This window comes from Micromonospora sp. ANENR4 (genome assembly GCF_015354395.1).
Taxonomy (GTDB): Bacteria; Actinomycetota; Actinomycetes; order Mycobacteriales; family Micromonosporaceae; genus Micromonospora; species Micromonospora aurantiaca.
Window position 1 is genome coordinate 198,730 of the sequence record NZ_JADKYQ010000005.1, and the last position, 25,162, is coordinate 223,891.

Genomic DNA, 25,162 nt, shown 5'->3' on the forward strand with positions numbered 1-25,162 from the left:
GGTCAGCGGCGGGCGGCGGCCCGGGTCACGAGCGTGCCGAGGACCCGGCCGAAGTCCAGCCCCGCTGCCTGGATCGCCAGCGGTAGGAGCGACGTCTCGGTCATGCCCGGGGAGACGTTCACCTCCAGCACGTGCGGGTCACCGCCGGCGTCGACGATCAGGTCGACCCGGGACACGTCGCGCAGCCCGAGCGCGGTGTGCGCGGCGAGCGCCACCTCGGTCACCCGAGCGGTCGTCGCGGCGTCGAGGCGGGCGGGCGCGTGCCAGGTGGTACGCCCGGCGGTGTAGCGGGCCGCGTAGTCGTAGACGCCGTTGCGCGGAACGATCTCGACCGGGGGCAGGGCCTGCGGCCCCTTGCCGAGGTCGAGCACGGAGACCGCCACGTCCATCCCGGGTACGTAGCGTTCCACGAGCGCGGTCTGGTCGTACGCGAAACAACCCACCATGGCGGCCGGCAGCGACGCCGCCTCCCGGACCACGGCGGCGCCCAGTCCGGAACCGCCCTGCGCCGGCTTGACCATCAGCGGCAGCCCGAGGCGGTCGACGATCCGGTCCAGGACGGCGACGGCGCCCAGCTCGGAGAAGCGGTCGTGCGGCAGCGCCACCCAGTCGGGCGTCGGGATGCCCGCCTCGCGCAGCACCGCCTTCGCGGACGGCTTGTCCCAGGCGAGGCGGGACGACCGGGCGTCGCAGCCGACGTATGGCACGTCCCAGAGGTCGAGGACGCCGCGCAGCGAGCCGTCCTCGCCGGTGGCGCCGTGCAGGGCGATCACCACCGCGTCCGGCGGGTCGGCGGTCAGCGCGGGCAGCAGCGCCACATCGGCGTCGCGCAGTTCCGCCTCGACGCCCACCGCGCGCAGCGCGTCGAGCACCCGGCGGCCCGACCGCAGGGAGACGTCCCGCTCGTAGGAGAGGCCGCCCGCGAGTACGAGCACGTGCAGCTCGTCGACGGCGGATCCGGTCACGGGAGGCGTTGCGGCGGGGCTGTCGGACATGCGGGCATCATGCCAAGTCGGGGCCGGGCGCGTCCGAGCCGCCCTGGCGGCGGCGCGGTCCGGCACCGCCGACCGCGCCGAAGACCTTGCGCATGGCGATCTCCTGCTCCATCACCCCGGCCAGCCGGCGGACGCCCTCGCGGATCCGCTCCGGCGTCGGGAAGGAGAAGTTGAGCCGCATGTGCCCGGCGCCGGTGCCGTCGGCGTAGAAGCCCGTCCCCGGCACGTACGCGACGCGCGCGGCCACTGCCCGCGGCATCATCGCCTTGGAGTCGAGCCCGTCGGGCAGCGTCGCCCAGACGAACAGGCCGCCTTGCGGCCTGGTCCAGGTGGTGCCCTCGGGCATCAGGTCGGCCATCGCGTCGAGCAGCGCGTCCCGGCGCTCGCGGTAGATCTCGCGGTAGACCTTGAGCTGCTGCCGCCAGGGCATGGTGCCCAGGTAGGTCGAGACGGCCGACTGCGCGTAGGCGCTCGGGCAGAGGATCTGCGCCTCGCTGGCGATGACCAGCTTGTCGCGGACCGCGTGCGGGGCCAGGATCCAGCCGACCCGCAGGCCCGGCGCGAACGTCTTGGAGAACGTGCTCAGGTAGAAGACCCCGTCGCGCCGCCGGGCCCGCAGCGGCCGGGGCGCCTCGCCCTCGAAACCGAGCTGACCGTACGGGTCGTCCTCCACCACGAGCAGACCGGCGCGCTCGCAGATGTCCAGCACCCGCTCGCGCCGCTCCTCGCTCAGCGTCACGCCGGCGGGGTTCTGGTAGGTGGGGATGGTGTAGAGGAACTTCACCCGCCGGCCGGCCCGGGCCAGGTCGGCGATGGCCGTCTCCAGCGCCTCCGGGATGAGCCCCTCGTCGTCCATCGGCACGTGGGCCACCTGGGCCTGGGCGGCCTGGAACACCCCGAGCGCGCCGACGTAGGTCGGGCCCTCGGCGAGCACCACGTCACCCGGGTCCAGGAAGAGGCGAGCCACCAGGTCGAGGGCCTGCTGGCCGCCGACCGTGACCACCACGTCCTCCGGCGAGGCGCCGCAGGAGGCGTCGATCCCGGACAGGGACATCACCTCGCAGATCCGCTCGCGCAGCTCGGGGGCACCCTGGCCGACGCCGTACTGGAGGGTGGTGGCGCCGTGCTCGGAGCCGAGCCGGCCGAGCATCTCGCCTACCGCGTCGAGTGGTAGCGCCGCGATGTAGGGGGCCCCACCGGCGAGCGAGACGACCTCCGGCCGGTTGGCCACCGCGAAGAGTGCCCGGATCTCCGAGGCGGTCATCCCGCGGACGCGCCGGGCGTACCGGTCGGTGTAGTCGTCGAGCGTCGTGCCGGTCATGGACATCACCTCGATCGGGTGTCGGCGGGGCTGCCGCCCGGTGTGGTACCCGCGATGCCGACATCCATTGGCGGCGGGGGCCGGTTGGTCGATCGTAGTCCCCGGTGACGGTCGCGGCACCGGCCGTGTGGACACGTCCACATCCCGGACCCGCCGTCGGCCGTCCGGGCGGGGGTTCGCGCGTTCCCTCCCGTACCGTCGGACAGGGGCGTACGATCGCTCGTCGGGAGCAGGAGGGCGCGGGAGGAACCGGCGCTCCGAGCCTAGTGGTGGGGTGCGCTCATGTCGCGACGTCTGGTCAGCCTGACCCTGGACACGCTGGAGGACCTGCCTCGATCCTGCCGGAGCTGCGTCTACTGGGAGCTGGATCCGGTCTCCGCGGAGCGGGCCTGTGCGGCCGGTGACCCGGGCCTGGAGAAGGAGGCGTGGGTCTCCCAGACACTGCTGGAGTGGGGTTCCTGCGGCAAGCTCGTCTACGTCGACGGCATGCCGGCCGGTTTCGTCATGTACGCCCCACCGGCGTACGTCCCGCGCTCGATGGCGTTTCCCACCTCGCCGGTCTCGGCGGACGCGGCATTGCTGATGACGGCGCACGTGGTGCCCGCCTTCGCCGACGGCGGCCTGGGCCGGATGCTGGTGCAGGGCGTGGCCCGCGACCTGACCAAGCGCGGCATCAAGGCGATCGAGGCGTTCGGCGACGCGAAGTTCGGCGACGACCCGGCGCGCGCGTGCGTGGCGCCCGCCGACTTCTTCCTCTCGGTGGGCTTCAAGACGGTCCGGCCGCACCCGCGCTACCCCCGGCTGCGGCTGGAGTTGCGGACGGCGCTGAGCTGGAAGTCGGACGTGGAGTACGCGCTGGAGAAGCTGCTCGGCTCGATGAGCCCGGAGACGCTGCTGCGGCCGGTCCGCCCGGCGCCCGCCACCCGCTCGACGAGCTGAGTCGCGGCTCAGTCGACGACGGTGCCGGCGGCCACGATCGCCCGCAGTTCGCTCACGTCGATCGAGCCGGTCGGCACGTCCCGCTCGATCGGCAGGTACATCCGCTGCACGCCGGCCACGATGGCCTCGACCACCCGGTCCCGGAAACGCGGGTCGACGAGCCGCCCTCTGTCGTCCGGTGAGGTGAGGTAGCCGACCTCGACGCGTACCGCGGGCATCCGGGTGAGCCGGAGCAGCTCCCACGCCTTGGCGTGGGTACGGCAGTCGCGCAGCCCGGTGCGGGCCACGATCTCCCGCTGTACGAGCCCGGCGAGGCGCTCGCCGGTGGCCGACGTGACGCCGTTGTCGGTGCCGTAGTGGTAGGTCGCCACCCCCTCGGCCTCCGGGTTGGCGTGCCCGTCGGTGTGCAGGGAGATGAACACGTCGGCGCCGAGGGAGTTGGCGAGCTGGGCCCGGTCCGCGTCCGGCAGGCAGGCGCCGGGCGACGGGCCCCGGGTGAGCTGTACCCGTACGCCGGCGGCGGCGAGCCGCCCCTCCAGCCGGCTCGCGAGGTCGTGCACGAGGTCCGCCTCGGTCCAGCGCAGCGTGCCGTCGGGCACCACCACGCCCGGGTCGGTGCCCCCGTGCCCCGGGTCGATCACCACGGTCCGCCCGACGAGCGTCGGACCGGCCTGCCGGATGGCGTCGGACTCGCGCAGCCACTGCGGGCGGCCGCCGACCACCTTGCGGCCCAGGCGGCGCAGCGCGTTGACGGTGTGCGGCCCGCACGAGCCGTCCGGTTTCAGGCCCATCTCCCGCTGGAACTGCGCCACCGCACGGGAGGTACGGATGCCGTAGATGGCGTCGGCGCGGCCCACGTCGTACCCCATCTCCAGCAGCCGTTCCTGGAGCGAGCGGATGTCCTCGCCGGTCAGCGGCTCGGGTACGGCGTGGTAGAGCGCGCGGGCGCCGAACCGCCAGCGGGCCGCGTCGAGCGCCCGCCAGGTCTCGGCGCCGACCCGCCCGTCGACACTGAGGCCGCGGGACTGCTGGAAGGCCCGTACCGCGCGTTCGGTCTGGGCGTCGTAGTCGTCACCTGCGGCCTCGGCGGGGAGAAGCTCCAGGCCGGCGAGGACGGTACGGATCTCGGCCACCGCCGGTCCCTGGTCACCGGGTCGGATCGGACGCACGACGACCCCCTCTGCACGGACGTTGGCGGACCGGAACTCCGACGGATGCTTACGGAGCGTACCGTGGCCGATACCCGGCGGGTTCGCGTTCATGCAGGTCAGGTAAGCCGGAACCCCCGCCACCGGGGGTGGTGACGGGGGTTCCGGCGGTGTCGGTACGGCTCAGAGCGCCGACTCGATGAGCTTGACCAGCTCGCCCTTCGGCTTGGCGCCGGCGATCGACTGCACCGGCTGGCCGTTCTTGAAGATGGTCAGCGTCGGCACCGACATGACCCGGTAGGCGCGTGCCGTCTCCGGGTTCTCGTCGATGTTGAGCTTGACGATGGTGACCTGGTCCTTCATCTCGCCCGCGATCTCCTCCAGCAGCGGCGAGACCTTGCGGCAGGGGCCGCACCACTCCGCCCAGAAGTCGACCAGCACCGGCTTGTCGGACTGCAGCACGTCACTGACGAAGCTGGCGTCCGTGACCGCCTTGGTTGCTCCCACTATGAACTCTCCTCCTCCGAACCTTGCTCGTGGAACTCTCAGCCCTGGATGGTGGCGATGAACCGCTCGGCGTCCAGCGCGGCGGCGCAGCCCGTGCCGGCCGCCGTGATGGCCTGCCGGTAGGTGTGGTCGACGACGTCACCCGCCGCGAACACACCGGGCACGCTGGTACGGGTGCTGGGGGCCTGCACCTTCACGTACCCCTCGTCGTCCAGCTCCACCTGACCGCGGAACAGCTCGCTGCGCGGGTCGTGCCCGATCGCCACGAACACGCCCGTGACGTCGAGCACCTTGCTCTCGCCGGTGTGCACGTTGCGCACCCGTACGCCGCTCACTTTGCCGTCGTCGCCGAGGATCTCCTCGACCACGGTGTTCCACTCGACCTTGATCTTCTCGTTGCTCAGCGCCCGGTCCGCCATGATCTTGCTGGCGCGGAACGAGTCGCGGCGGTGGAGGATCGTCACCGACTCGGCGAAGCGGGTGAGGAAGCTCGCCTCCTCCATCGCCGAGTCGCCGCCGCCGACCACCACGATGTGCTGGTTGCGGAAGAAGAAGCCGTCACAGGTGGCACAGGACGACACACCGTGGCCGAGGTATTCCTGCTCGCCCGGCACACCCAGCGGACGCCAGGCCGAACCGGTGGAGAGGATGACGGCGCGGGCGCGGTACGCGGTCTCGCCCACCCACACGGTGCTCACCGCGTCGGAGCCGATCTCGCCGGTGTCCTTCAGCTCGACCCGGGTCACGTCGTCGGTGAGGAACTCGGCGCCGAAACGCTCGGCCTGCTTGCGCATGTTGTCCATCAGCTCGGGGCCGAGGATGCCGTCCGCGAAGCCGGGGAAGTTCTCCACCTCGGTGGTGGTCATCAGCGCGCCACCCGACTGCACGCCCTCGATCACCAGGGGCTTCAGGTTGGCGCGGGCGGCGTAGACCGCCGCTGTGTAGCCGGCCGGACCGGAGCCGATGATGATCAGGTTGCGGACCTCGTCCACTGCCGTCTCCCGATGTGTGTGTTCGTCACCGGCCGCACCGATGTCGATCCCGAGTGCCGACGGCTCTAGGGACGCCGGCGCCTGACTTGCAGAACGCCATCGTACGAAGCGGGGATTCCCGAGCCGGTCATCCGGTGGGTCAGGTCACGTGGCGGGACAAGCGTCGGGACCGCGTTTTCACCCTACCCGCGTACGGAACCGCGTGTCCGCGCCGGACCCGGGTACCCCGCACTCCGGCCCGCTCACCCAGCCCCAGCGGGCGCCGCCCGCGTCCGCGAACGTCACCACGAGCGCCGGGGCGCCCCGGAAGCGGGCGTAGTCGACCATGTTCACGGTGAGCGGCCCGCCGCCGTGCTCGGCCCCGATCGCGGTGAGGCACGCGGCGAGCGTCTCCGGCCGGGACAGCCGGTCCAGCCCGCCGAGCGCGCTGAGGCGCTGATCCTCGCGGAACAGGGGCGTCTCCGCGCCGTCCTGCGCCGCGCCGGACGGGCCGGCCATGTCTCCCGGGATCGACTTCGCTCCGGTGGCCGCCCGGTCGGCGGCGAGGCGTTCCGGTGTCCAGTCGGTGCCGCTGCGCACTGCCGGTCCGGTGGTCCGGTACGGCGCGGCGGCCATCGGTGCCGCCTCCCCGCCCGCCCGGTCGGCGGTGCTGACGCCGCCGTCGCCCGAGTCGGCCATCCGGCCCACACCGAGCCCCACCGCGGCGACCGAGGCCGCGGCCAGCGCCACCGGCCCGGCGATGCGGGCCCAGCGCCGAGGACGGCGACCGGGTCCGCTGTGCCGGTCGGGACGGAGGGCCGTGCCGGGTGGCCGGCTCGCGCCGCCGGGCTGCGCCGGCACGAGCGGCGTACCGTCGCGCAGCGCGGGACCGGCCCCGGCGAGCGCCGCGGTGATCCGGTCGGCCACGGCCTGCGGCATCTCCGGCGCGGGGCCCGCGGCCCAGCCGGCCAGATCCGCGCCGACCAGGTCGACCGCGTCGGCGAGATTCGCGTACGCGGCCCGCCACGCCGGGTCCTCCTCGACCAGCCGGGCCACTGTCGCCTGCTCGGGGGTGCCGTCCAGCGCCCCGCCGAGGTAGTCGGCGAGCAGGTCGTGGTCGACCTCGCTGAACTCCCGGGAAGTCACGGCTCCTCCTGGCTGACGGCCTGACGGGACGCTCCCGACGAGGATCCGACGCCCTCGGGGCGCCTGCGGTTCCCGTGAGTGAGCCGCGGCACGTCCTCGGCCGGTGCGTCGGTGCCGGTCCGCAGGTGCCCGAGCAGCACGGCGAGGCGGGCCCGGCCCCTGGCGCACCGGCTCTTGACAGTTCCCTCGGCGACGCCGAGCACGGCGGCGACCTCGGCCACCGGGTAGCCCTGCACGTCGACCAGGACCAGCGCGGCCCGTTGTTCGGCCGGCAACGCCGCGAGCGCCTGCCGGACCACGAGCGCGGTGTCGTGGTCGCGGGCCGGTGCGGCCGGTTCCGGGCCGCCGGTGTGCCGGCCCGGTTCGCCGTCGGTGTGCACGCCGTCCGGCAGCGGGACGGTGGCATGGGTCTGCCGCCGCCGGATCCGGTCCAGGCAGGCGTTCACCACGATGCGGTGCAGCCAGGTGGTGACCGCCGAGTCGCCCCGGAACCGGGCCGCGGCGCGGTGCGCCGACAGCATGGCGTCCTGGAGGGCGTCGGCGGCCTCCTCGCGGTCGCCGATCGTCCGCAGCGCGACCGCCCAGAGGCGGTCCCGATGCCGCTGGAACAGCTCGGTGAAGGCGTCCCGGTCGCCGGCCGCGTGCGCCCGCAGCAGCTCCAGGTCGGAGCGGCCGGGACGCGTGCCGTCGCGGTCCGCCATCACCACATCCGGCGGCGGTGGCGCGGCGGGGACGGCAGCCGGGTCACGAGCCCTGGACCACGATCTCCTGGACGCCGAGCTTCCAGGTGTTGCCGTTGTCCTTCACCGGCAGCTTGGTGATCCAGAACAGCAGGTACTGGTACTTCTGGTCCGGCTCGAAGGCGTTGAAGATCATCTTGGTGCCGCCGTCCTCGTTCGCCGGCCCGATCATCGTCGAGTAGGCGTTGACGAGCTGCTTGTCACCGGAGGACGTGGACGGGAAGTCGCCGCGGGTGCCGGCGCGCAACTCGACGGTGGCGCCGGTGGCCGAGAGCGTGGCCTCCAACTGCTTGACCGAGTGCGGGGCGCCCAGGTCGATCCAGACGCCCATGCCCTTCTTGATGCCGCCGAACTTGGCGTTCGTCCGGTAGGTGTTGGTCTCCCAGCCCTCGTCGTCGTCCCCGTCGATGACCTTCTCGGCGTTGCGCACCTCGGCGCGGTCGCCGTCCGGGTCGATGATCCGTACGTCCTGGATGGTGAGCTTGCGGACCTGCGCGGCGGGCTCGGCCCCGCCCTCGGTGGCCGGCGCGCTGTTCGACGGCTGGGCGACCGGCTCCTTGTCGCCGTCGTCGCCGCCACCGAGCGCGTTGATGCCGATGAGCAGCCCGACCAGGGCGACCGCCAGCAGGCCGGCGATGCCGATGGCGACCTTGCGGCCACCGGCCGCGGCCAGCGGGGAGGGCTCCTCGCCGGGGTCGGCGGCGAATCGCAGCGGGCCGGCCTGCTCCAGGAACTGCTCGTCGGCCGGAATGTCGAGCCGGCTCAGCTCGGCGGCCAGCACGTCCGACGACGGCGCGGGGATCTCCGGGTCGAGCAGGTCCATGGTCAGGTCGTCGAGGTAGGCCGGCACCCCGGCGCGCATCTGCCGGGGCGCGGCGATGGCGCCGCCGGCGTCCCGGACGGCGTCCGGCAGGGCGGCGCGGCCGTGCCCGGCGGTGGCGCCGTGCAGCGGGGCCTCGCCGTGCGGCCAGTGCCCGGTCAGGGCGAAGTAGAGCACCCCGCCGACCGCGCGCAGGTCGTTCTCCTGGCTGTCCGCGCCGTCGGTACGCGCGTCGGCGAGCACCACCCGGCCGTCGTCGCTGATCATGACGGTGCCGGGGTGGAGGTTGCCGTGCACCATGCCGGTGGCGTGCACGGCGGCGAGGGCGCTGGCGACGGCGTTGCCGATCGCGGTGGCCCGGGCCGGGTCCAGCGGCCCGTCGGCGGCGACCATCTCGCGCAGCGACTGCCCGTCGACCCACTCGCGGACCACGTACGCCCGGTCGTCCTCGTCGATCGCGTCGTAGACGCCGACCAGGTTGGGGTGGATGACGCGGCTCGCGGCGACCGCGGCCTGAAGCATCTCGGTGGCGGAGTCGCCACCCGGGTAGCGGAGGACCACGGCGACGGGACGGCGGAGCACCACGTCGACACCGCGCCAGACCAGCCGGCCCGCGCTGTCGTTGTTGATGTGCTCGACCAGTTCGTACCGCTCGGCGAGCAGCTCACCGACCGTGGGAGCACCGAAGGTCACGACCGCAGGAGAGGTCTCCTCCGCTTCCTGACCCTCGCCGACCTGGGTCACCCGTCCTCCCTCGGTGATCGCGTCGATCGATGGACCCGTGCTGCTGGGCATGTGGCTTCCCGCTCTGCCTTCGGTGGAACGGCCGCGGTGTCGACACCCGCGTCGATCCCGGTCGTACCCGTCGAGAGCGACCTTACCCGGGATGCCCGGTTCTCCGACATGTCATCTTCCCGCTGTGACCGGCCGGAAGGCCAGTCGCCGCGGGCCCCGGCCGGGTCGCCCGCCCACCCGGCGGGCGAGCCGGACACGCACCGCCAATCTAGAGGTTGACGGCAAGGAGGCGGCACAGGGGCGTACCGGTGCGGCGGCGGGGAGGTTTTCCCCGCCCCGGCCTGCGCTCCCTCGTCCGTACGGTTGGTTGTCCACAGGCCGAGAGGCCCATTGGACGGCGGAATTCCAAGTTATCCACAGCCGTATCCCCAGCCTGGTGATCCTCGTTCACCGTCGGTCACCGCGAGGGGGTCAACGCCCGAGGCGCCGCCGGACCATCCCGACCACCTCGGTGATCTCGCCGATCCGCAGCACCACGGCGAGCCCGAGGTAGGTCGCGCCGATCGCCGCGCCGCCGATCACCAACTGGACCGCTGCGGCGAGCCAGCTCAGGCTCTCCGGGTCGCCGGGGAGCACCGCGACCACGAGCACACCGACGACCGCCGCGCCGAGGGCGGCCACGACCACCCGGCCGAGCGTCCGCATGATCCCGCCCAGCCCGATCCGGCCCACCCGGGGCCGCAGCAGCATCGCCGAGATGATCGCCGCCGCCAGGTACGACACCGCGTTGCCGAGCATCATCCCGGCCGCCGCGAACGTGTTCGAGAAGAGCAGGAACAAACCCACCTGGAGCAGCACGCGCAGCGCCACCACCGGAATGTTGATCAGAGCCGGGGTACGGGTGTCCGGCAGCGCGTAGAACGCAAAGGTGAAGAGTTGGCTCACCGCGAACGGCACCAGGCCGAGCGCCGCCACCAGCAGCACCGTCGAGGTGGCCACCGCGTTGTCGCCGGTGAACGCGCCGTACCGGAACACCACCACCGAGATCGGGGCGGCCAGCACCGCGTAGCAGACCGCGATGGGCGCGAGCACCGCGGTGACCATCCGGGTGCCCCGGGACAGGTCGGCGGTGACGTCGTGGAACCGGTTCTCGGCCGCCGCCGCGCTCATCCGCGGCATCAGCGCGGTGATGATCGAGACGGCGATGATGCCGTGCGCCATCATCAGCAGCAGGAACACGTTGTTGTAGATCAGCAGGCCGGCGTTCTCGCCGTCCCCGCCGGTGGCCCGGTTGAGCAGGTTGACCACCACGAAGAGGCCGAGCTGGTTGACCGCGACGTAGCAGAACATCCAGGCGCCGAGCCGGGCCAGCTCGCGCAGCCCCAGCTCGCGGAAGTCGAACCGCGCCTTCCACCGGAAGCCGACCTTGCGCAGCGCGGGCAGCAGGCCGACGGCCTGCACCGCCACGCCCAGCAGCGTGCCGCCGCCGACCAGCAGGATCCGGTCCCAGCCCACCTCGTCGGGCCGGAGGCCGGTCGCGCCGAAGACGACGATGTACAGGCCGAACGTGCCGATCGAGACGAGGTTGTTGAGGATCGGCGCCCACATCGGGGCGGCGAAGTGCCCCCTGGTGTTCAGCACCGCGGCGATCAGCGCGCTGATGCCGGTGAAGAACAGCATCGGCAGCATCAGGTACGACAGCCGGGTGACGAGCTTGGTGTACGCCGGATCGTCGCCGCCGGCCGCGTACACGGCGGTCAGCAGCGGGGCCAGCAGCACCGCGATCAGCGCGGTCACGGCGAGCGCCAGCACCGCGAGCGTCAGCAGGCGCTGCGCGTACGCCTCGCCCCGGTCCGCGTCGATCCTGCGGCGGCGCACCAGCACCGGCACCAGGACGCTCGTCAGCACGCCGCCGAGCAGGAACTCGTACACCTGGTTGGGCAGGAACTGGGCGGTGGTGAACGCGTCGCCGACCATCGTGCCGAGCGCGGCGCCGATCATCAGGTTGCGGATGAACCCCGTACCCCGGCTCACCAGGCTGCCGATCGCCATCACCGCGCTGTTCGCCGCGGCGCTGGTCTCGGCGACCACCTCCTGCGGCGGCGCGACGGCCTCGACGCCGGGCTGGTTCAGCGGCTCGGCGGAGATGAAGGTGGCGCCGTCGTCCGGCGGCAGGCCGCCGCCGGACGCGTTCGCGCTGCGGTAGAGCCCGCCGCTCATCTGCCAGCCTCCAGTGGGTACGTGGCGACCGGGCCCGGCCGGCCCTGCCCAACCGGAACCTTAGTCAACCCGGACCCGTTACCCGCGCCCGGCGCGGTCGATCCACCTCCGGCCCGATAGGCTGGCGATCCCATGTCCGAAGCCTCCGCCTCCCACGCCGCCGACCGCCGCGAACTGACCGCCGCGCAGCGCAACGCCGTCGCCGAACTGCTCCGAGTCTCGCCGGTCGCCGACGAGCTGGGCCGGCGCTTCGCCCGGGCCGGTCACGAACTGCACCTGGTGGGCGGATCCGTCCGCGACGCACTGCTCGGGCGGCTCGGCAACGACCTCGACTTCTGCACCGACGCCCACCCGGACGAGACCATCAAGGTCATCCGCGGCTGGGCGGAGTCGATCTGGGAGACCGGACGCGAGTTCGGCACCATCGCCTGCCAGCGCGACGGCCTCAACCTGGAGATCACCACGTTCCGGGCGGAGGTCTACGACCAGGTCAGCCGCAACCCGGTGGTGCAGTACGGCACCAGCCTGACCGAGGATCTCAAGCGCCGCGACTTCACCGTCAACGCGATGGCGGTCAGCCTGCCCGACCACCGGTTCACCGACCCGTACGGCGGGCTGGCCGACCTGGCCGCCAAGATCATTCGTACCCCGGGGACGCCGCAGGAGTCGTTCCGCGACGACCCGCTGCGGATGCTGCGCGCGGCCCGGTTCGCCGCCCAGCTCCGCTTCGCCGTCCACCCGGACGTCCGGGCGGCGATGACCGAGATGGCCGGCGACCTGGACCGGATCACCGCCGAGCGGATCCGGGACGAGTTCACCAAGCTGCTCTGCGGCGCCGACCCGATCACCGGGCTGCGCCTGCTCGTCGACACCGGGCTGGCCGAGCGCTTCCTGCCCGAGCTGACCGGCCTGAAGCTCACCATCGACGAGCACGCCCAGCACAAGGACGTCTACGAGCACACGCTCACAGTGGTCAGCAACGCGATGTCGCTGGAGTCCGACGGCTGCGACTTCGTGCTGCGGATGGCCGCGCTCATGCACGACGTCGGCAAGCCGGCCACAAAGGCGGTCGGCGCGGACGGCCGGGTCAGCTTCCACCACCACGAGGTGGTCGGCGCCCGGCTGACCAAGAACCGGATGAAGGCGATGCGCTACTCCAAGGAGATCACCTCCCAGGTGGTCAAGCTGGTCGGGCTGCACCTGCGCTTCTACGGGTACGGCCGGGGCGAGTGGACCGACTCGGCGGTGCGCCGGTACGTCACCGACGCCGGTGACCTGCTGTCCCGGCTGCACAAGCTGACCCGGTCCGACTGCACCACCCGCAACCGGCGCAAGGCCGCGCAGCTCGCGGCCGACTACGACGCGCTGGAGGAGCGGATCGCCCGGATCGCCGCCGAGGAGGACCTGGCCCGGGTCCGGCCCGACCTGGACGGCAACGCGATCATGGAGCTGCTCGGCGTACCGCCGGGGCCGGTGGTCGGTCGCGCGTGGCAGTACCTCAAGGAGTTGCGCCTGGAGCGCGGGCCGCTGGACCGCGACGAGGCCGAGGCGGAGCTGCTGCGCTGGGCGCGCGACGAGGGCATCACCGGCTGAGACCGGCGTCCGTGATCTGACGACGATACGGCGGCGTGTCGACCGAACGGGTGACCCGTTCCGGTCGATGTCTCCCGCATGATGAGTCATCGGCAGCCGCCGGATCGACAGATGCGGCTGGTCCGATCTCATCCGCCCGTCCGCTCCGGACGGTCGCTGGACACGGGGAGTCGATTCATGACACGTCACGGCGGCCTGCGCCGCTCCGCGCTCGTGGGGCTGGCCCTCACCAGCGCCACCTCCATCCTCTGCGCCACAGTCGCCGGGCCGGCCCTCGCCGACCCGAAACGACCGTCGGTCCGTGGCGCCGGCACGGCCGAGGCGGTGCCCGGCCGGTACATCGTGGTCCTCAAGAAGGGCAAGACCACCCCGGCCAAGGTGAAGTCCGCCGCGTCCGCGCTGGCCGGCGAGCACGGCGGCACCGTCCGCCGGGTCTTCGGCAAGGCGCTGAACGGCTACTCGGCCACCATGGACGCCCGGCAGGCCGCGCGGCTCGCCGCCGACCCGGACGTCGAGTACGTCCAGCAGGTTCAGCGCTGGAGCACCGCCGGCACCCAGACCACTCCGCCGTGGGGCCTGGACCGGATCGACCAGCTCAAGACCCGGACCGACGGCAAGTACACCTACCCGGCCACCGGCGCCGGGGTGACCGCGTACGTGATCGACACCGGCATCGACATCGACCACCAGGACTTCGGCGGGCGCGCCCGCAACGGCTACGACGCGGTCGAGCAGGACGACGTCGCGCAGGACTGCGACGGGCACGGCACCCACGTGGCGGGCACGATCGGCGGTACGACGTACGGCGTCGCGAAGGCCGTCGACCTGGTCGCCGTCCGGGTCCTCGACTGCTCCGGCAGCGGCGACACCGAGCAGGTGATCGCCGGCATCGAGTGGGTCACCGCCAACGCCACCGGGCCGTCCGTCGCCAACATGAGCCTCGGCGTCGATCGCGTCGACCAGGCCGTGAACGACGCGGTCACCCGCTCGATCGCCTCCGGCATCACCTACGCCGTCGCGGCCGGCAACAGCATGCAGGACGCCTGCGGCTCCTCGCCGGCGAGCGTGCCCGCCGCGATCACCGTCGGCGCCACCGACCGGGTCGACATGCGTGCCTGGTTCTCCAACTACGGCCGCTGCCTGGACCTGTTCGCGCCCGGCACCGGCATCGTCTCGGCCAAGGCCGGCAGCGGCGCCGGCACGGAGTCGATGAGCGGCACCTCGATGGCGTCCCCGCACGTGGCGGGCGCCGCCGCGCTGCTGCTGGAGGAGCACCCGGCCTGGTCGCCGCAGCAGGTACGCGACTCGGTCGTGACCACCGGCATCGGCGGCGCGGTGCACGACATCATGGGCTCCACCGACCGGCTGCTGCACATCGGCTCGGCCGTGACGGCCCGCGGCTCGTACGGGCTCAAGGCCCGCGTCAACGGCCGTTACGTCACCGCGGAGAGCGCCGGGGCGAAGCCGCTGATCGCCCGGGGCACCTCCATCGGCGCCTGGGAGAAGTACGACGTGGTCGACGCCGGCGGAGGCCTGTTCGGCCTGCGGGCGCGGGTCACGAACAAGTTCGTCACGGCGGAGAGCGCCGGAGCGAAGCCGCTGATCGCCCGCTCGGCCACCATCGGCGCGTGGGAGAAGTTCCAGATCGTCGACAACACCGACGGCACGATCAGCCTGAAGGCGGCGATCAACGGCAGGTACGTCACCGCGCCGAGCGCCACCTCCCCGCTGATCGCCAGCAAGACCGCGATCGGCACCGCCGAGAAGTTCGACTTCGACGCCCCGGCGCCCCTCGTGAGCATCAAGTCGGTGGCCAGTGGCAAGTTCGTGACGGCGGAGAGCGCCGGGGCGAAGCCGCTGATCGCGCGCTCGGCGACCGTCGGCGCCTGGGAGAAGTACGAGCTGGTGAACGTCGGTGACGGCTACGGCACCTTCGGCCTGAAGGCCCAGATCAACGGCAAGTTCGTCACGGCGGAGAGCGCCGGGGCGAAGCCGCTGATCGCCCGGGGCGCCTCGATCGGCGCGTGGGAGGGGATGTCGTTCCTCGACTACAACGCCGACGGCTCGGTCTACCTGTACGCGAACATCAACGAGAAGGCGGTCACCGCCGGCAGCGCCGGCACCAGCCAGCTCATCGCCGGCCGGACGATCGACTGGAACAGCCCGACCCTCGGCCTGGGCGTCGGCGAGAAGTTCGTCGTCGCCGTGCTCTGACCCGTACCACAGCACGACGCCCGCCGGCTCCCGAGGGGAACCGGCGGGCGTCGTCGTCACTGGGTGACGGTGCTGCCGTCCACAGTGGTCTTGCCGTTGTGCTGGGCGCTGCTGCCCAGCCGCGCCAGCAGCCCGGCCAGGTCGATGCCGGTCAGGTCGCTGCCGAGCTGGAGGCCCTGGGCGACGTTGCCGGCCACCGACTTGGTCAGCGAGGACGCGCCGTCGGTGGAGATCACCGTCATCTTGTCGATCGCGCCGATCGGGGCGCTGGCCGCGCCGACCACCTCGGGCAGCACCTTGACCAGCAGGTCCAGGACGGCCGCCTCGCCGTACGCGGCGAACGCCTCGGCCTTGCGGGCCATCGCGTCGGCCTCGGCCTGACCCTTGGCGAGGATCGCCGCGGCCTCGGCCTGGCCCTCCCGCTCGACCGCCTCGGCGATCGCGGAACGGCGACGCTGCTCGGCCTCACCCTCCTTGGCGCCCTCGATCGCGTTCGCCTCGGCCAGCGCGGCCCGGCGGGCCCGCTCGCCCTCACCGGTGAGGCGGGCCTGCTCGGCGGAGGCCTGCGCGGCAGCGATCGTGGCCTGCCGCTGCGCGTCGGCGTTGAGCACCGCCGCGTTGCGGTTCGCCTCGGCCTCCTGCTCCACCTTGTACCGGGCGGCGTCGGCCGGCTTGCGCACCTCGGTGTCGAGCTGGCGCTGCTTCAGCTCGGCGTTGCGCTCGGCCACCTTCTGCTGCTCGGAGAGGATCGCCTGGTCCCGCTCGGCCTGCGCGAGCGGACCGGCCGCCGCCGACTTCGCCTTCGCCGCGTCGATCTCGGCCTGGATGCCGGCCTGCTTGAGCGCCAGGTTCCGGTTCGCCTCGGCGATCGCCTCCTCGGCGAGCAGCCGCTCCTGCTCGGCCTGCTGGCGGGCCCGCGCCTCGGCGATGGCCGCGTCCTTGAGCACGCGGGCCGCCTCCGGCCGTCCCAGGTCCTGGAGGTAGGAGCCCTCGGCCAGGATGTCCTGAAGCTGGAAGGTGTCCAGCACCAGGCCCTGGTTGGTCATCGAGTGCTCGGCCTCCTCGGCGACCGCGCTGGCGAACGCCGCCCGGTCCCGGATGATCTCCTCGACGGTGAGCCGCCCGACGATCGAACGGAGCGCGCCCGCGAGCACCTCGCGGGTGAAGTTGTCGATCTCCTCCTGCTGGTTCAGGAAGCGCTGGGCGGCGGCCCGGATCGCGTCCTCGGTGCCGCCCACCTTGACGATCGCGACGCCGTGCAGCTCGGTACGGATGCCCTGCTTGCTCACCGCGCCGCGGATGCTGACGTCGATCCGGCGGCTGGACAGGTCGAGCGACTGGAGCTTCTGCACCACCGGCAGCACGAACACCGAGGCGCCGAGCACGACCTTCTGCCCGGACATGTCGGTGGCCCGGCCGCCGTCGGCGGTCTGGGTGGTACGGCCCTTGCGGCCGGTGACGATGAACGCCTGGTTCGGCCCGGCCACCTTGATCCGGGACAACACGAAGAGGACGAGGACGACGGCGAGGAGGACCGCGCCGCCGATGGCGACGAGCAGGGGCATGGGGGTTCCCGTCTGTGTGGTGGGGTCAGTAGGTCTCGACGTGCACGCTGGTCTCGCTCAGGGCTTCGACCACGAAGATCCGGGTGCCGACCGGCATCGGCCCGTCGGCGCGGGCGTTGAGCTTCACCGGCTGACCGGCGAGGCGTACCCGCACCTCGCCGTAGCCGCCGCTGGGGATCGGCGTCACCACCAGCCCGATCGCGCCGGCCAGGTGGTCGCGGGTGGGTGTGGCGTCGGTGCGCATGTTGCGGGCCGCGCGGCTCAGCCGGGCCGCCAGCCAGCCGGTGGGCACGGCGGCGAGCGCGCCGCCGGCCACCGCCGCCGCGACCATTCCGGGGGTACGACCCCCGAGCAACTCGTTGACGATCGCGCCGCCGAACCCGAACGCCCCGGTGAACCCGGCGGCCGCCTCCAGCGACACCGGCCCGTCGACGTCCGGCTGGCCGAGGTGGAGCACTCCCGAGCCGAGCAGGGCGAGCGTCAGCACGCCCACACCGACCCCGCCGATGATCAGGAAAATGAGCGTCCCGGTGGCCATGACCTGCACGGTATCGACGCCGTGCAACATCGACTTCGTTCAGCGGACGTCCAGCGGCGGGTCAGGGCCGGTCGGGGAGAATGTCGGCGGCCGCGCGACAATAGGTGACATGCGCTGGACCGTGCTCGACTCCCCGATCGGGGAGTTCTCCGTCGGCACCGACGACGACGCGGTGCGCGGCGCGCACTTCGGCCGGGTGGACGGGGCCTCGGGCGAACCCGGCGAGGCGGTGGCCCGGCTGGCGGTGGCGGAGCTGCGGGCGTACTTCGCCGGTGAGCTGACCGAGTTCACCGTCCCGGTGTCGGCGCCCCGGGGCTCGGAGTTCGAGCGCGCCGTCTGGCGGGAGATGACCCGCATCCCGTACGGGGAGACGGCTACCTACGGCGAGGTGGCGAAGGCGGTCGGTGATCCCGGCGGCGCCCGGGCGGTCGGGGTGGCCTGCAACCGCAATCCGGTGCCGGTGATCGTGCCCTGTCACCGGATCGTCGGCGCGGGCGGCAAGCTGGTCGGCTTCGGCGGCGGGCTGCCGCGCAAGGTGACGCTGCTGGAGCTGGAGGCGTCGGTGGCGCTGCGGCGCGCCTGGTCCTGACGTACGCGAAGAAGGAAGGCCGGGTCCGCGCGGACCCGGCCTTCCTTCCTGTGCGTGTCAGCGTGTCAGCGCTCGATCTCGCCGGCGATGAACGCCTCGACGGCGGCGTGCGCGTCGTGGTCGGCGTACTGCTCCGGCGGGGACTTCATGAAGTACGAGGAGGCGGAGAGGATCGGGCCACCGATCTTCCGGTCCAGCGCGATCTTCGCGGCGCGGACGGCGTCGATGATGACACCGGCCGAGTTCGGCGAGTCCCACACCTCGAGCTTCAGCTCAGCGTTGAGCGGGGTGTCACCGAAGGAGCGGCCCTCCAGGCGGATGTACGCCCACTTGCGGTCGTCCAGCCACGGCACGTGGTCGGACGGGCCGATGTGCACGTCGCTCTTGCTCATCTCGTGCGGGATCTGCGAGGTCACCGACTGGGTCTTCGAGATCTTCTTCGAGACCAGGCGGTTGCGCTCCAGCATGTTCATGAAGTCCATGTTGCCGCCGAAGTTGAGCTGGTACGTGCGCAGCAGCTCGACCCCGCGGTCCTCGAAGAGCTTCGCCAGGGCGCGGTGCACGATGGTGGCACCGACCTGGCTCTTGATGTCGTCGCCGACGATCGGCAGGCCGGCGTCGGTGAACTTCTTCGCCCACTCCGGGTCCGAGGCGATGAACACCGGCAGGGCGTTCACGAACGCGCAGCCGGCGTCGATCGCGGCCTGGGCGTAGAACTTGTCGGCCTCCTCGGAGCCCACCGGGAGGTAGGAGACGACCACGTCGACCTGCGCGTCGCGCAGCGCCTGCGCCACGTCGACCGGCTTGGCGTCCGACTCCTCGACGATCTCGCGGTAGTACTGGCCCAGACCGTCGAAGGTCGGGCCGCGCTGCACGGTGACGCCGGTCGGCGGCACGTCGCACAGCTTGATCGTGTTGTTCTCGCTGGCGACGATCGCCTCCGCGAGGTCCATGCCCACCTTCTTGGCGTCCACGTCGAACGCCGCGACGAACTTCACGTCGGAAACGTGGTAGTCGCCGAAGGTGACGTGCATGAGACCCGGGACGCGGTCGTTCGGGTCGGCGTTCCGGTAGTACTCCACGCCCTGTACGAGGGACGAGGCGCAGTTACCCACACCGACGATGGCGACGCGGACGGAGCCCATAGCGTCTGCCTCCTTCTTCTTCATCACGGCCGCTCTGTCCTGGACGTTCCAGGCGTGGGCGGGCTGTCGTTGTCTCCTCGGCCACCGGCCGTCCCGGGTCGCGGGTCGGCCGGGGCCCGGCCGGAGCGCTCGTTGGCGATGAGCTCCTCCAGCCAGCGGACCTCGCGCTCACAGGCGTCGAGCCCGTGGCGTTGCAGTTCCAGGGTGTACGCGTCGAGGCGCTCGGCTGCCCGGCCGAGCACGTCACGAAGACCTTCGCGACGTTCCTCGATCTTGCGGCGACGACCTTCCAGGATCCGGAGCCGGGTGGCCTGGTCGGTCCGGGCGAAGAACGCGAAGTGCACGCCGAAGCCCGTGTCGTCGTACGTCTCGGGTCCAGCCTGCGCTATGAGCTGGGCGAAGCGTTCCTTGCCCTCCGCGGTAATGGTGTAGACCACCCGACCGCGTCGGCTGGTCAGCGCGGGAACCTCCTCGGCGGTCGCGGGTGTCTCGGCGGCTTCGGCGATCCATCCCGCCGCCTGCAGCCGGCGCAGGGTCGGGTAGAGAGAGCCGTAGCTGATCGCCGCCCGGATGGCGCCGAGCTTGGCGGTCAGCTCCTTGCGCAGCTCGTAGCCGTGCATGGGCGCCTCCTGCAGGAGGCCGAGGATGGCGAGCTCGAGCACGGGCCATCCCTTCTTTTCCCCCTGCGCGGAGAGCTAACCACCGCGATGTATCGGACCGATACATCGCACGTTAGCGGAGAGGGGAGGGTGGGGCAAACCCCTGCTTACGCGACGCGATCATCACGGATCGTGACCGTGGTCGCCTGGGTTCGCCGGAGCGCGTACCCTTTCCCGCATGCGTACGCAGCGCCAGGTCGTCGACTACTCGCTTCAGAAGCGGGCTGTGCTGCGTGAACTGCTCGCCGGGCGGATCGGCACGTACGACGTCTGCGACGCCTCGCCGTACCTGAAGAACGCTGCTCGTTTCCACGGCGAGCCGACCGACCACCGCTGCCCGATCTGCCGCAGCGAGAACCTGATCCACGTCCACTACATTTACGGGGACGAACTCAAGCAGTCGGCCGGCCAGGCGCGTACCCGGGCCGAGTTGCCCGTCCTGGCCATGACGCTGCGTGAGTTCCAGGTGTTCGTGGTGGAGGTCTGCCCCGGCTGCGACTGGAACCATCTCGTCGAGCAGTTCCTGCTCGGCCGGGACGGTCTCGCGGGCGAGGCGGAGGACGCGGACGAGTCGGTCGCGGCCAACGGCTCCACCCCTCGGCGAAGGCGAGAGGCGCAACGGTGAACGTGGCTGTCCCGATCGCTGCCGGCCCATTCCCCGGGTGGCAGAAGCGACAGCCTTTAAGCGTAATTGGTCCGAATAGGTCGGATTTGACGGGCACGCGCCGGTACCGCCGGCGGGTAACGTCCCGTGTTCCAGCTCACGGCAACCCGGTGGCGGCGCCCCCGCGCCCCACCGCGACCGGCAGGGTGTGAGGAATGAACTACGGCGATCCCAGTTCTTCGCGTGGGCGGGCCCAGATCCCGGGCCCGAACGGCGACCCCGGTTCCGAAGGGAGCCGGGGCGGGAACGGTTGGTCCGGCGCGGCGGACGGCGGCGCCTCGGCGCGCGCCTCCGCGACACCGTACGGCGCGGGCGGCCGGGCCTCGGTCGGCGGCGCCGCTCCGGCCCCGCGCGGCTCGGCCTCGGTCGGCCGGGCCGGTACGGGCGGCCGCGCCTCGGTGCCCGTCTCGCCGGCTCCCGGCGCCTCCGGGCGCGCCGGCGCCGGCCGGGCGTCGGTGCCGGTGTCCCCGGCCGCTCCGGCCGGGCGGGCCTCGGTGGGCGCGGCGAGCGTGGGCGGGCGTGCGAGCGTGGGCGGACGCGCGAGCGTCGGCGCGGCAGCAGTCGGTGGCCGCGCCCGGGTACCAGGTGCCGCCGGCGGTGGCCCCGGTGGTCCCGGCGGCCCCGGCGGTCCGCTCGGTCCCGGCCGGCGTGGCCGCGGTGAGGACCCGGCGCGCGCCAAGAAGCGCCGCCGGATCAACATCCTGATCGCCGGCTTCGCCGTGTTCATCATGCTCGCCGGCATCGGCGTGGTGAGCTTCACCTGGTACTCCACCAAGGTGGTGCTCCCGGAGGACACCATCCCGCCGCTGTCCACCACCATCTACGACTCGACGGGCACCGCGATCGCCCGGATCGGCGACCAGAACCGGCAGCTCGTCACCATCGACCAGATTCCGGAGCACGTCCAGCACGCGGTCGCCGCGGCGGAGGACCGGAACTTCTACAAGCACTCCGGTGTGGACTACAAGGGCATCGCCCGGGCCGCGTGGAACAACCTCACCGGCGGCGACAAGCAGGGCGCCTCGACCATCACCCAGCAGTACGCGCGCAACGCGTTCGAGAACCTGAACCAGGACACGTACGGCCGCAAGGTGAAGGAGGCGATCCTCGCCTCCAAGCTGAACGACAAGTACGACAAGCGCGTGATCATGCAGCACTACCTGAACGTCATCTACTTCGGCCGGGGCGCGTACGGCATCCAGGCGGCGGCACGGACCTACTTCGGCAAGGACGTCAAGAGCCTGAACGTGGCCGAGGCCGCGGTGCTCGCCGCACTGATCAAGCAGCCGGAGCCGAGCGCCACCCACCAGGGCTACGACCCGGCGATCAACCCGACCGCCGCGCTGGACCGGTGGAACTACGTGATCAACGGCATGATCACGGAGAAGTGGCTCGATGCGCCGAACACGCCGGTGCACCCCACCGAGTACCCGACGAACATCGCGAAGCCGTCGAAGAACAGCGGCGGCGGCTTCGGCATCGACACCCCGTACGGCAACATCGTCAACTACGTCTCGCAGGAACTGCGCGAGATGAAGCTCTGCACCGACAAGGAGGCCGAGGCGACCGAGAAGAAGCCTCTGTGCTCCAAGGCGCTGAGCCGGGGTGGTTACAAGATCACCACTACGATCAACCGGAAGATGCAGGAGGCGGCGCTCGCCGCGGCCCAACGGGCCAAGAAGGGCTCCGAGCTCGCCGGCCAGCCGTCGAACCTGATGGCTGCCGTGGTGGCCATCGACCCGAAGACCGGCCGGGTGCTCGCCTACTACGGCGGCGACAACGGCACCGGCACCGACTACGCCGGGAAGAACGTCGACAACGGCGTAGTAAGCGGCGGGCACTCGCCGGGTTCGAGCTTCAAGATCTACACGCTCGCCGCGGCGCTCAAGGAAGGCATCTCGCTCAAGTCCCGGTGGAAGGGGACGGCGTTCACGCCGAAGGGCACCAAGTTCAAGGTCAGCAACGCCGGCGCGGACACGGTCAAGTGCGGTGACTCCTGCACCCTCGAACAGTCGACGCTGAAGTCGCTGAACGTGCCGTTCTACTACATCACCGAGCAGATCGGGCCGGACAAGGTGCTCGACATGGCCAAGCGGGCCGGCGTCACCACCATGTGGCAGACCGACACCAACCCGGCCAAGGCGCACGACCTGACCAAGGCCGACCCGAAGGACCTGGCTCCCTCGCCGTTCTTCCACGTCATCGGCTACGGCCAGTACCCGATCACGGTGCTCGACCACGCCAACGGCGTCGCCACGTTCGCCAATGAGGGCATCTACCACAAGGCGCACTTCGTCCGGAAGGTGCAGAAGCAGAACCCGAACACCGGCCAGTGGGACACGCTCGGCGGGGAGAAGCTCGATCCGCAAAAGCGGATCGACAAGGAGATCGTCGCCGACGTCACCTCCGTGCTGAAGCAGTACCCGGGCCAGATCAACAAGAAGCTCGAGGACGGCCGTCAGGTCGCCGAGAAGACCGGCACCTGGGAACTCAACGACAAGACGACCGCCAACGGTGACGCCTGGATGATCGGCTACACGCCGCAGCTCGCCACCGCGGTCTGGGTCGGAAACGTCAAGGACCGCAAGGCGATCAAGTACAAGGACGGCCGGGACATCAGTGGCGCCCGGATGCCGGGTGACATCTTCCAGCGCTTCATGAACGACGCGCTCAAGGGCAAGGACAAGGAAGAGTTCCCGCCCGCGGCGAACATCGGCAAGGACGACGCCGGCAACGGCGAAGTGCCACCGCCGGCGAACGAGCCCGGCCAGCCGGGCCAGAACTGCGACCCGCTCGGCCTGTTCTGCCCCGGCGGCACGCCCGGCGGCGGCACCCCGGGTGGCGGCGACCAGGGTGGCACCAACCCCGGTGGAGGCGGGCTCCCCGGCGGTGGTGGACGGCCCGGTGGCGGCGGTGGCGGCGGTGGGTTGCTACCGAGCACACCACCGACACGACAGAACTGACGCGTACCACCTGACGGCGGCGGCCGGACCTCGGGTCCGGCCGCCGCCGCGTTTCGTGTACCGGTAATTTCTCCGCGCGCGACGGGACGGCGACCCCCGGTGTACGGCAGGATGCCTCTCCATGAGCACTCAGTCGCCCGCAGGCATCGATGAGCCCGGCGCGTCCGAGGCGGCGCCACGACCCGCCGAGACGGTGGACCATCCCTCCCGCTCGGACTGGTTCGTCCGCGGCGCCTCCGGCCTGATCGGCGGGCCGCTCGGCGACCACGCCGCCGCTCTCGACCGGCGCGCCGGCCGGGAGAGCCGGTTCTGGACCGCCGGCCGGATCGTGCTGGCCCTGGTGTGCCTGACGCTGGCCCTGCACTGGGTGCAGAAGTCGCCCTGCCAGGACGGCGCCTGGCAGAACAACATCCAGTACACCCGGATGTGCTACACCGACGTGCTGGCGCTCTACTACGCCGAGGGGCTCAACGAGGGCAAGGTCCCCTACGCCGACCACCCGGTGGAGTACCCGGTGCTGACCGGCTACTTCATGGGCGCCCTCGGCCTCCCGGTGCACGCCCTCGGCTCCGACAACCCCGCCATCAACCAGGGCCAGTGGTTCTACAACCTGAACGCGCTGGTGCTCGGCGCGCTCGCCGTCGCCACCGTCGCGGTGATCCTCAGCCTGCGCCGACGACGACCCTGGGACGCCGCGTTGTTCGCGCTCTCCCCGGCGCTGGTGCTCACCGCCACCGTCAACTGGGACCTGCTCGCCATCGGCCTGGCCGCGTTCGGCCTGCTGGCCTGGGCACGCGCCCGGCCCGACCGGTACGCGCTGCTGCTGCCCGGAGTAGCAGGCGTCCTCATCGGACTGGGCGGCGCGGCCAAGATGTGGCCGCTGTTCATCCTCGGCCCGATCCTGGTCCTCGCGTTGCGCGCCGGCAAGATGCTGGCCGGGCTCGTCGCCACGGCGACCGCGCTGGTGACGCTCGTGGCGGTGAACCTGCCGGTGGCGATCCCGTACCGGGAGAACTGGGAACGCTTCTTCGACCTGAACACCACGCGCCCCATCGACTGGGGCACGCTCTGGTACATCGGCCGCTACCTGGACGGCCGGATCAGCCCGTCCGCACCCGGCGAGCTCGGGCCCTTCGAGTGGCTGAACGCGAACATCCCCACCCTCAACTGGCTGTCGTACCTGCTGTTCGGGCTGGCCTGCCTCGGCGTGGCCGGGCTGGCCCTGCTGGCGCCGCGCCGGCCCCGGCTGGCCCAGCTCGCCTTCCTGGTGGTCGCCGCGTTCCTCATCTTCAGCAAGGTCTGGTCCCAGCAGTTCGTGCTCTGGCTGCTGCCGCTCGCGGTGCTCGCCCGGCCGCGCTGGGGTGCGTTCCTGGCCTGGCAGGTCGCCGAGGTCGGCTACTTCGCCGCCTTCTACGGCGAACTGCTCGGCACTGCCATGTCCCGGCCGGTCTTCCCCGAGGGCGTCTTCGTGCTCGCGTCGAGCCTGCGCCTGATCACCGTGGTGGTGCTCTGCGGGTTCGTGATCCGGGACATCGTGCGGCCCGAGCTGGACGTGGTCCGGCACACCTACGCCGACGACCCGGACGGCGGGGTGCTCGACGGCGCGCCCGACGCGCCCTGGCATCAGCGCTGGCGCGCGCGAGCCGCCGAACGGCCCGTCGAACCCGTTCCGGTGTGACCGAGCCGGTCG

The 25,162-nt window shown here is 71.9% G+C and carries 20 protein-coding genes; 7 read left to right on the top strand and 13 right to left on the bottom strand.

What is annotated here, in order from left to right; genetic code table 11:
* Window positions 1–2: 2 nt before the first annotated feature.
* Window positions 3–995: a D-alanine--D-alanine ligase gene (locus tag IRY44_RS10830; RefSeq protein WP_194800287.1), complete on the bottom strand. Its 993-nt coding sequence runs from the start codon at window positions 993–995 to the stop codon at window positions 3–5.
* Between the two features lie 7 nt (window positions 996–1,002).
* A complete protein-coding gene (locus IRY44_RS10835) occupies window positions 1,003–2,316 on the bottom strand; it encodes a PLP-dependent aminotransferase family protein (RefSeq protein ID WP_194800288.1) in 1,314 nt (437 codons plus the stop codon).
* 282 nt (window positions 2,317–2,598) lie between these two features.
* Here IRY44_RS10835 and IRY44_RS10840 point away from each other — a divergent pair, with 282 nt between their 5' ends.
* Complete coding sequence (locus tag IRY44_RS10840) at window positions 2,599–3,255, top strand: GNAT family N-acetyltransferase (RefSeq protein ID WP_194800289.1); 657 nt, start codon at window positions 2,599–2,601, stop codon at window positions 3,253–3,255.
* An 8-nt stretch (window positions 3,256–3,263) separates the two neighbouring features.
* On the opposite strand, the gene IRY44_RS10845 is transcribed toward IRY44_RS10840, so the two are convergent.
* The 7 genes from IRY44_RS10845 to murJ form a co-directional block, all read right to left on the bottom strand.
* Window positions 3,264–4,424: an N-acetylmuramoyl-L-alanine amidase gene (locus IRY44_RS10845; protein ID WP_194800290.1), complete on the bottom strand. Its 1,161-nt coding sequence runs from the start codon at window positions 4,422–4,424 to the stop codon at window positions 3,264–3,266.
* A gap of 162 nt (window positions 4,425–4,586) precedes the next feature.
* Entirely contained in the window at window positions 4,587–4,910 is a 324-nt protein-coding gene (gene trxA, locus IRY44_RS10850) for a thioredoxin (RefSeq protein WP_013289375.1), read from the bottom strand.
* A 38-nt stretch (window positions 4,911–4,948) separates the two neighbouring features.
* Window positions 4,949–5,902, bottom strand: a complete 954-nt coding sequence (gene trxB / locus IRY44_RS10855; protein WP_194800291.1) for a thioredoxin-disulfide reductase — start codon at window positions 5,900–5,902, stop codon at window positions 4,949–4,951.
* A gap of 177 nt (window positions 5,903–6,079) precedes the next feature.
* The gene (locus tag IRY44_RS10860) at window positions 6,080–7,027 is read right to left on the bottom strand and encodes a hypothetical protein (protein ID WP_194800292.1); all 948 of its coding nucleotides are present in this window, start codon (window positions 7,025–7,027) and stop codon (window positions 6,080–6,082) included.
* Window positions 7,024–7,728 (bottom strand): RNA polymerase sigma factor SigM, encoded by a 705-nt coding sequence (sigM, locus tag IRY44_RS10865; protein ID WP_194800293.1) that lies wholly within the window; start codon window positions 7,726–7,728, stop codon window positions 7,024–7,026. The genes IRY44_RS10860 and sigM overlap by 4 nt, the downstream gene beginning before the upstream one ends.
* A gap of 43 nt (window positions 7,729–7,771) precedes the next feature.
* Complete coding sequence (locus tag IRY44_RS10870) at window positions 7,772–9,382, bottom strand: protein kinase family protein (protein ID WP_194800294.1); 1,611 nt, start codon at window positions 9,380–9,382, stop codon at window positions 7,772–7,774.
* 411 nt (window positions 9,383–9,793) lie between these two features.
* Window positions 9,794–11,542 carry a murein biosynthesis integral membrane protein MurJ gene (gene murJ / locus IRY44_RS10875; protein ID WP_194800295.1) on the bottom strand — a complete coding sequence of 583 codons (1,749 nt, stop codon included), beginning with the start codon at window positions 11,540–11,542 and terminating at the stop codon, window positions 9,794–9,796.
* Window positions 11,543–11,674: 132 nt separating this feature from the next.
* Here murJ and IRY44_RS10880 point away from each other — a divergent pair, with 132 nt between their 5' ends.
* Together IRY44_RS10880 and IRY44_RS10885 are read left to right on the top strand one after the other, a co-directional pair.
* Window positions 11,675–13,135: a CCA tRNA nucleotidyltransferase gene (locus IRY44_RS10880; protein ID WP_194800296.1), complete on the top strand. Its 1,461-nt coding sequence runs from the start codon at window positions 11,675–11,677 to the stop codon at window positions 13,133–13,135.
* Window positions 13,136–13,312: 177 nt separating this feature from the next.
* Window positions 13,313–15,349 (top strand): S8 family serine peptidase, encoded by a 2,037-nt coding sequence (locus tag IRY44_RS10885; protein ID WP_194800297.1) that lies wholly within the window; start codon window positions 13,313–13,315, stop codon window positions 15,347–15,349.
* Between the two features lie 56 nt (window positions 15,350–15,405).
* Here IRY44_RS10885 and IRY44_RS10890 read toward each other — a convergent pair whose 3' ends face one another.
* Together IRY44_RS10890 and IRY44_RS10895 are read right to left on the bottom strand one after the other, a co-directional pair.
* On the bottom strand, window positions 15,406–16,914 hold the full coding sequence (locus tag IRY44_RS10890; RefSeq protein WP_194800298.1) for a flotillin family protein: 1,509 nt from the start codon (window positions 16,912–16,914) through the stop codon (window positions 15,406–15,408).
* Between the two features lie 25 nt (window positions 16,915–16,939).
* Entirely contained in the window at window positions 16,940–17,482 is a 543-nt protein-coding gene (locus IRY44_RS10895; RefSeq protein WP_194800299.1) for a hypothetical protein, read from the bottom strand.
* 79 nt (window positions 17,483–17,561) lie between these two features.
* On the opposite strand from IRY44_RS10895, the gene IRY44_RS10900 reads away from it, so the two are divergent.
* Complete coding sequence (locus tag IRY44_RS10900; protein WP_194800300.1) at window positions 17,562–18,041, top strand: methylated-DNA--[protein]-cysteine S-methyltransferase; 480 nt, start codon at window positions 17,562–17,564, stop codon at window positions 18,039–18,041.
* Between the two features lie 65 nt (window positions 18,042–18,106).
* Here the strand turns inward: IRY44_RS10900 and IRY44_RS10905 are convergent, their stop codons facing one another.
* Together IRY44_RS10905 and IRY44_RS10910 are read right to left on the bottom strand one after the other, a co-directional pair.
* Window positions 18,107–19,186 (bottom strand): inositol-3-phosphate synthase, encoded by a 1,080-nt coding sequence (locus IRY44_RS10905; protein WP_013289364.1) that lies wholly within the window; start codon window positions 19,184–19,186, stop codon window positions 18,107–18,109.
* 23 nt (window positions 19,187–19,209) lie between these two features.
* Window positions 19,210–19,848: a PadR family transcriptional regulator gene (locus IRY44_RS10910; RefSeq protein ID WP_120572535.1), complete on the bottom strand. Its 639-nt coding sequence runs from the start codon at window positions 19,846–19,848 to the stop codon at window positions 19,210–19,212.
* A 175-nt stretch (window positions 19,849–20,023) separates the two neighbouring features.
* On the opposite strand from IRY44_RS10910, the gene IRY44_RS10915 reads away from it, so the two are divergent.
* From IRY44_RS10915 to IRY44_RS10925, 3 genes are all read left to right on the top strand, one after another.
* Window positions 20,024–20,470 carry a DUF5318 domain-containing protein gene (locus IRY44_RS10915; RefSeq protein WP_013289362.1) on the top strand — a complete coding sequence of 149 codons (447 nt, stop codon included), beginning with the start codon at window positions 20,024–20,026 and terminating at the stop codon, window positions 20,468–20,470.
* Between the two features lie 194 nt (window positions 20,471–20,664).
* Window positions 20,665–23,472 carry a transglycosylase domain-containing protein gene (locus tag IRY44_RS10920; RefSeq protein ID WP_194800301.1) on the top strand — a complete coding sequence of 936 codons (2,808 nt, stop codon included), beginning with the start codon at window positions 20,665–20,667 and terminating at the stop codon, window positions 23,470–23,472.
* A 121-nt stretch (window positions 23,473–23,593) separates the two neighbouring features.
* Window positions 23,594–25,150, top strand: a complete 1,557-nt coding sequence (locus IRY44_RS10925) for a glycosyltransferase family 87 protein (RefSeq protein ID WP_194800302.1) — start codon at window positions 23,594–23,596, stop codon at window positions 25,148–25,150.
* The last annotated feature ends 12 nt before the right edge of the window (window positions 25,151–25,162 follow it).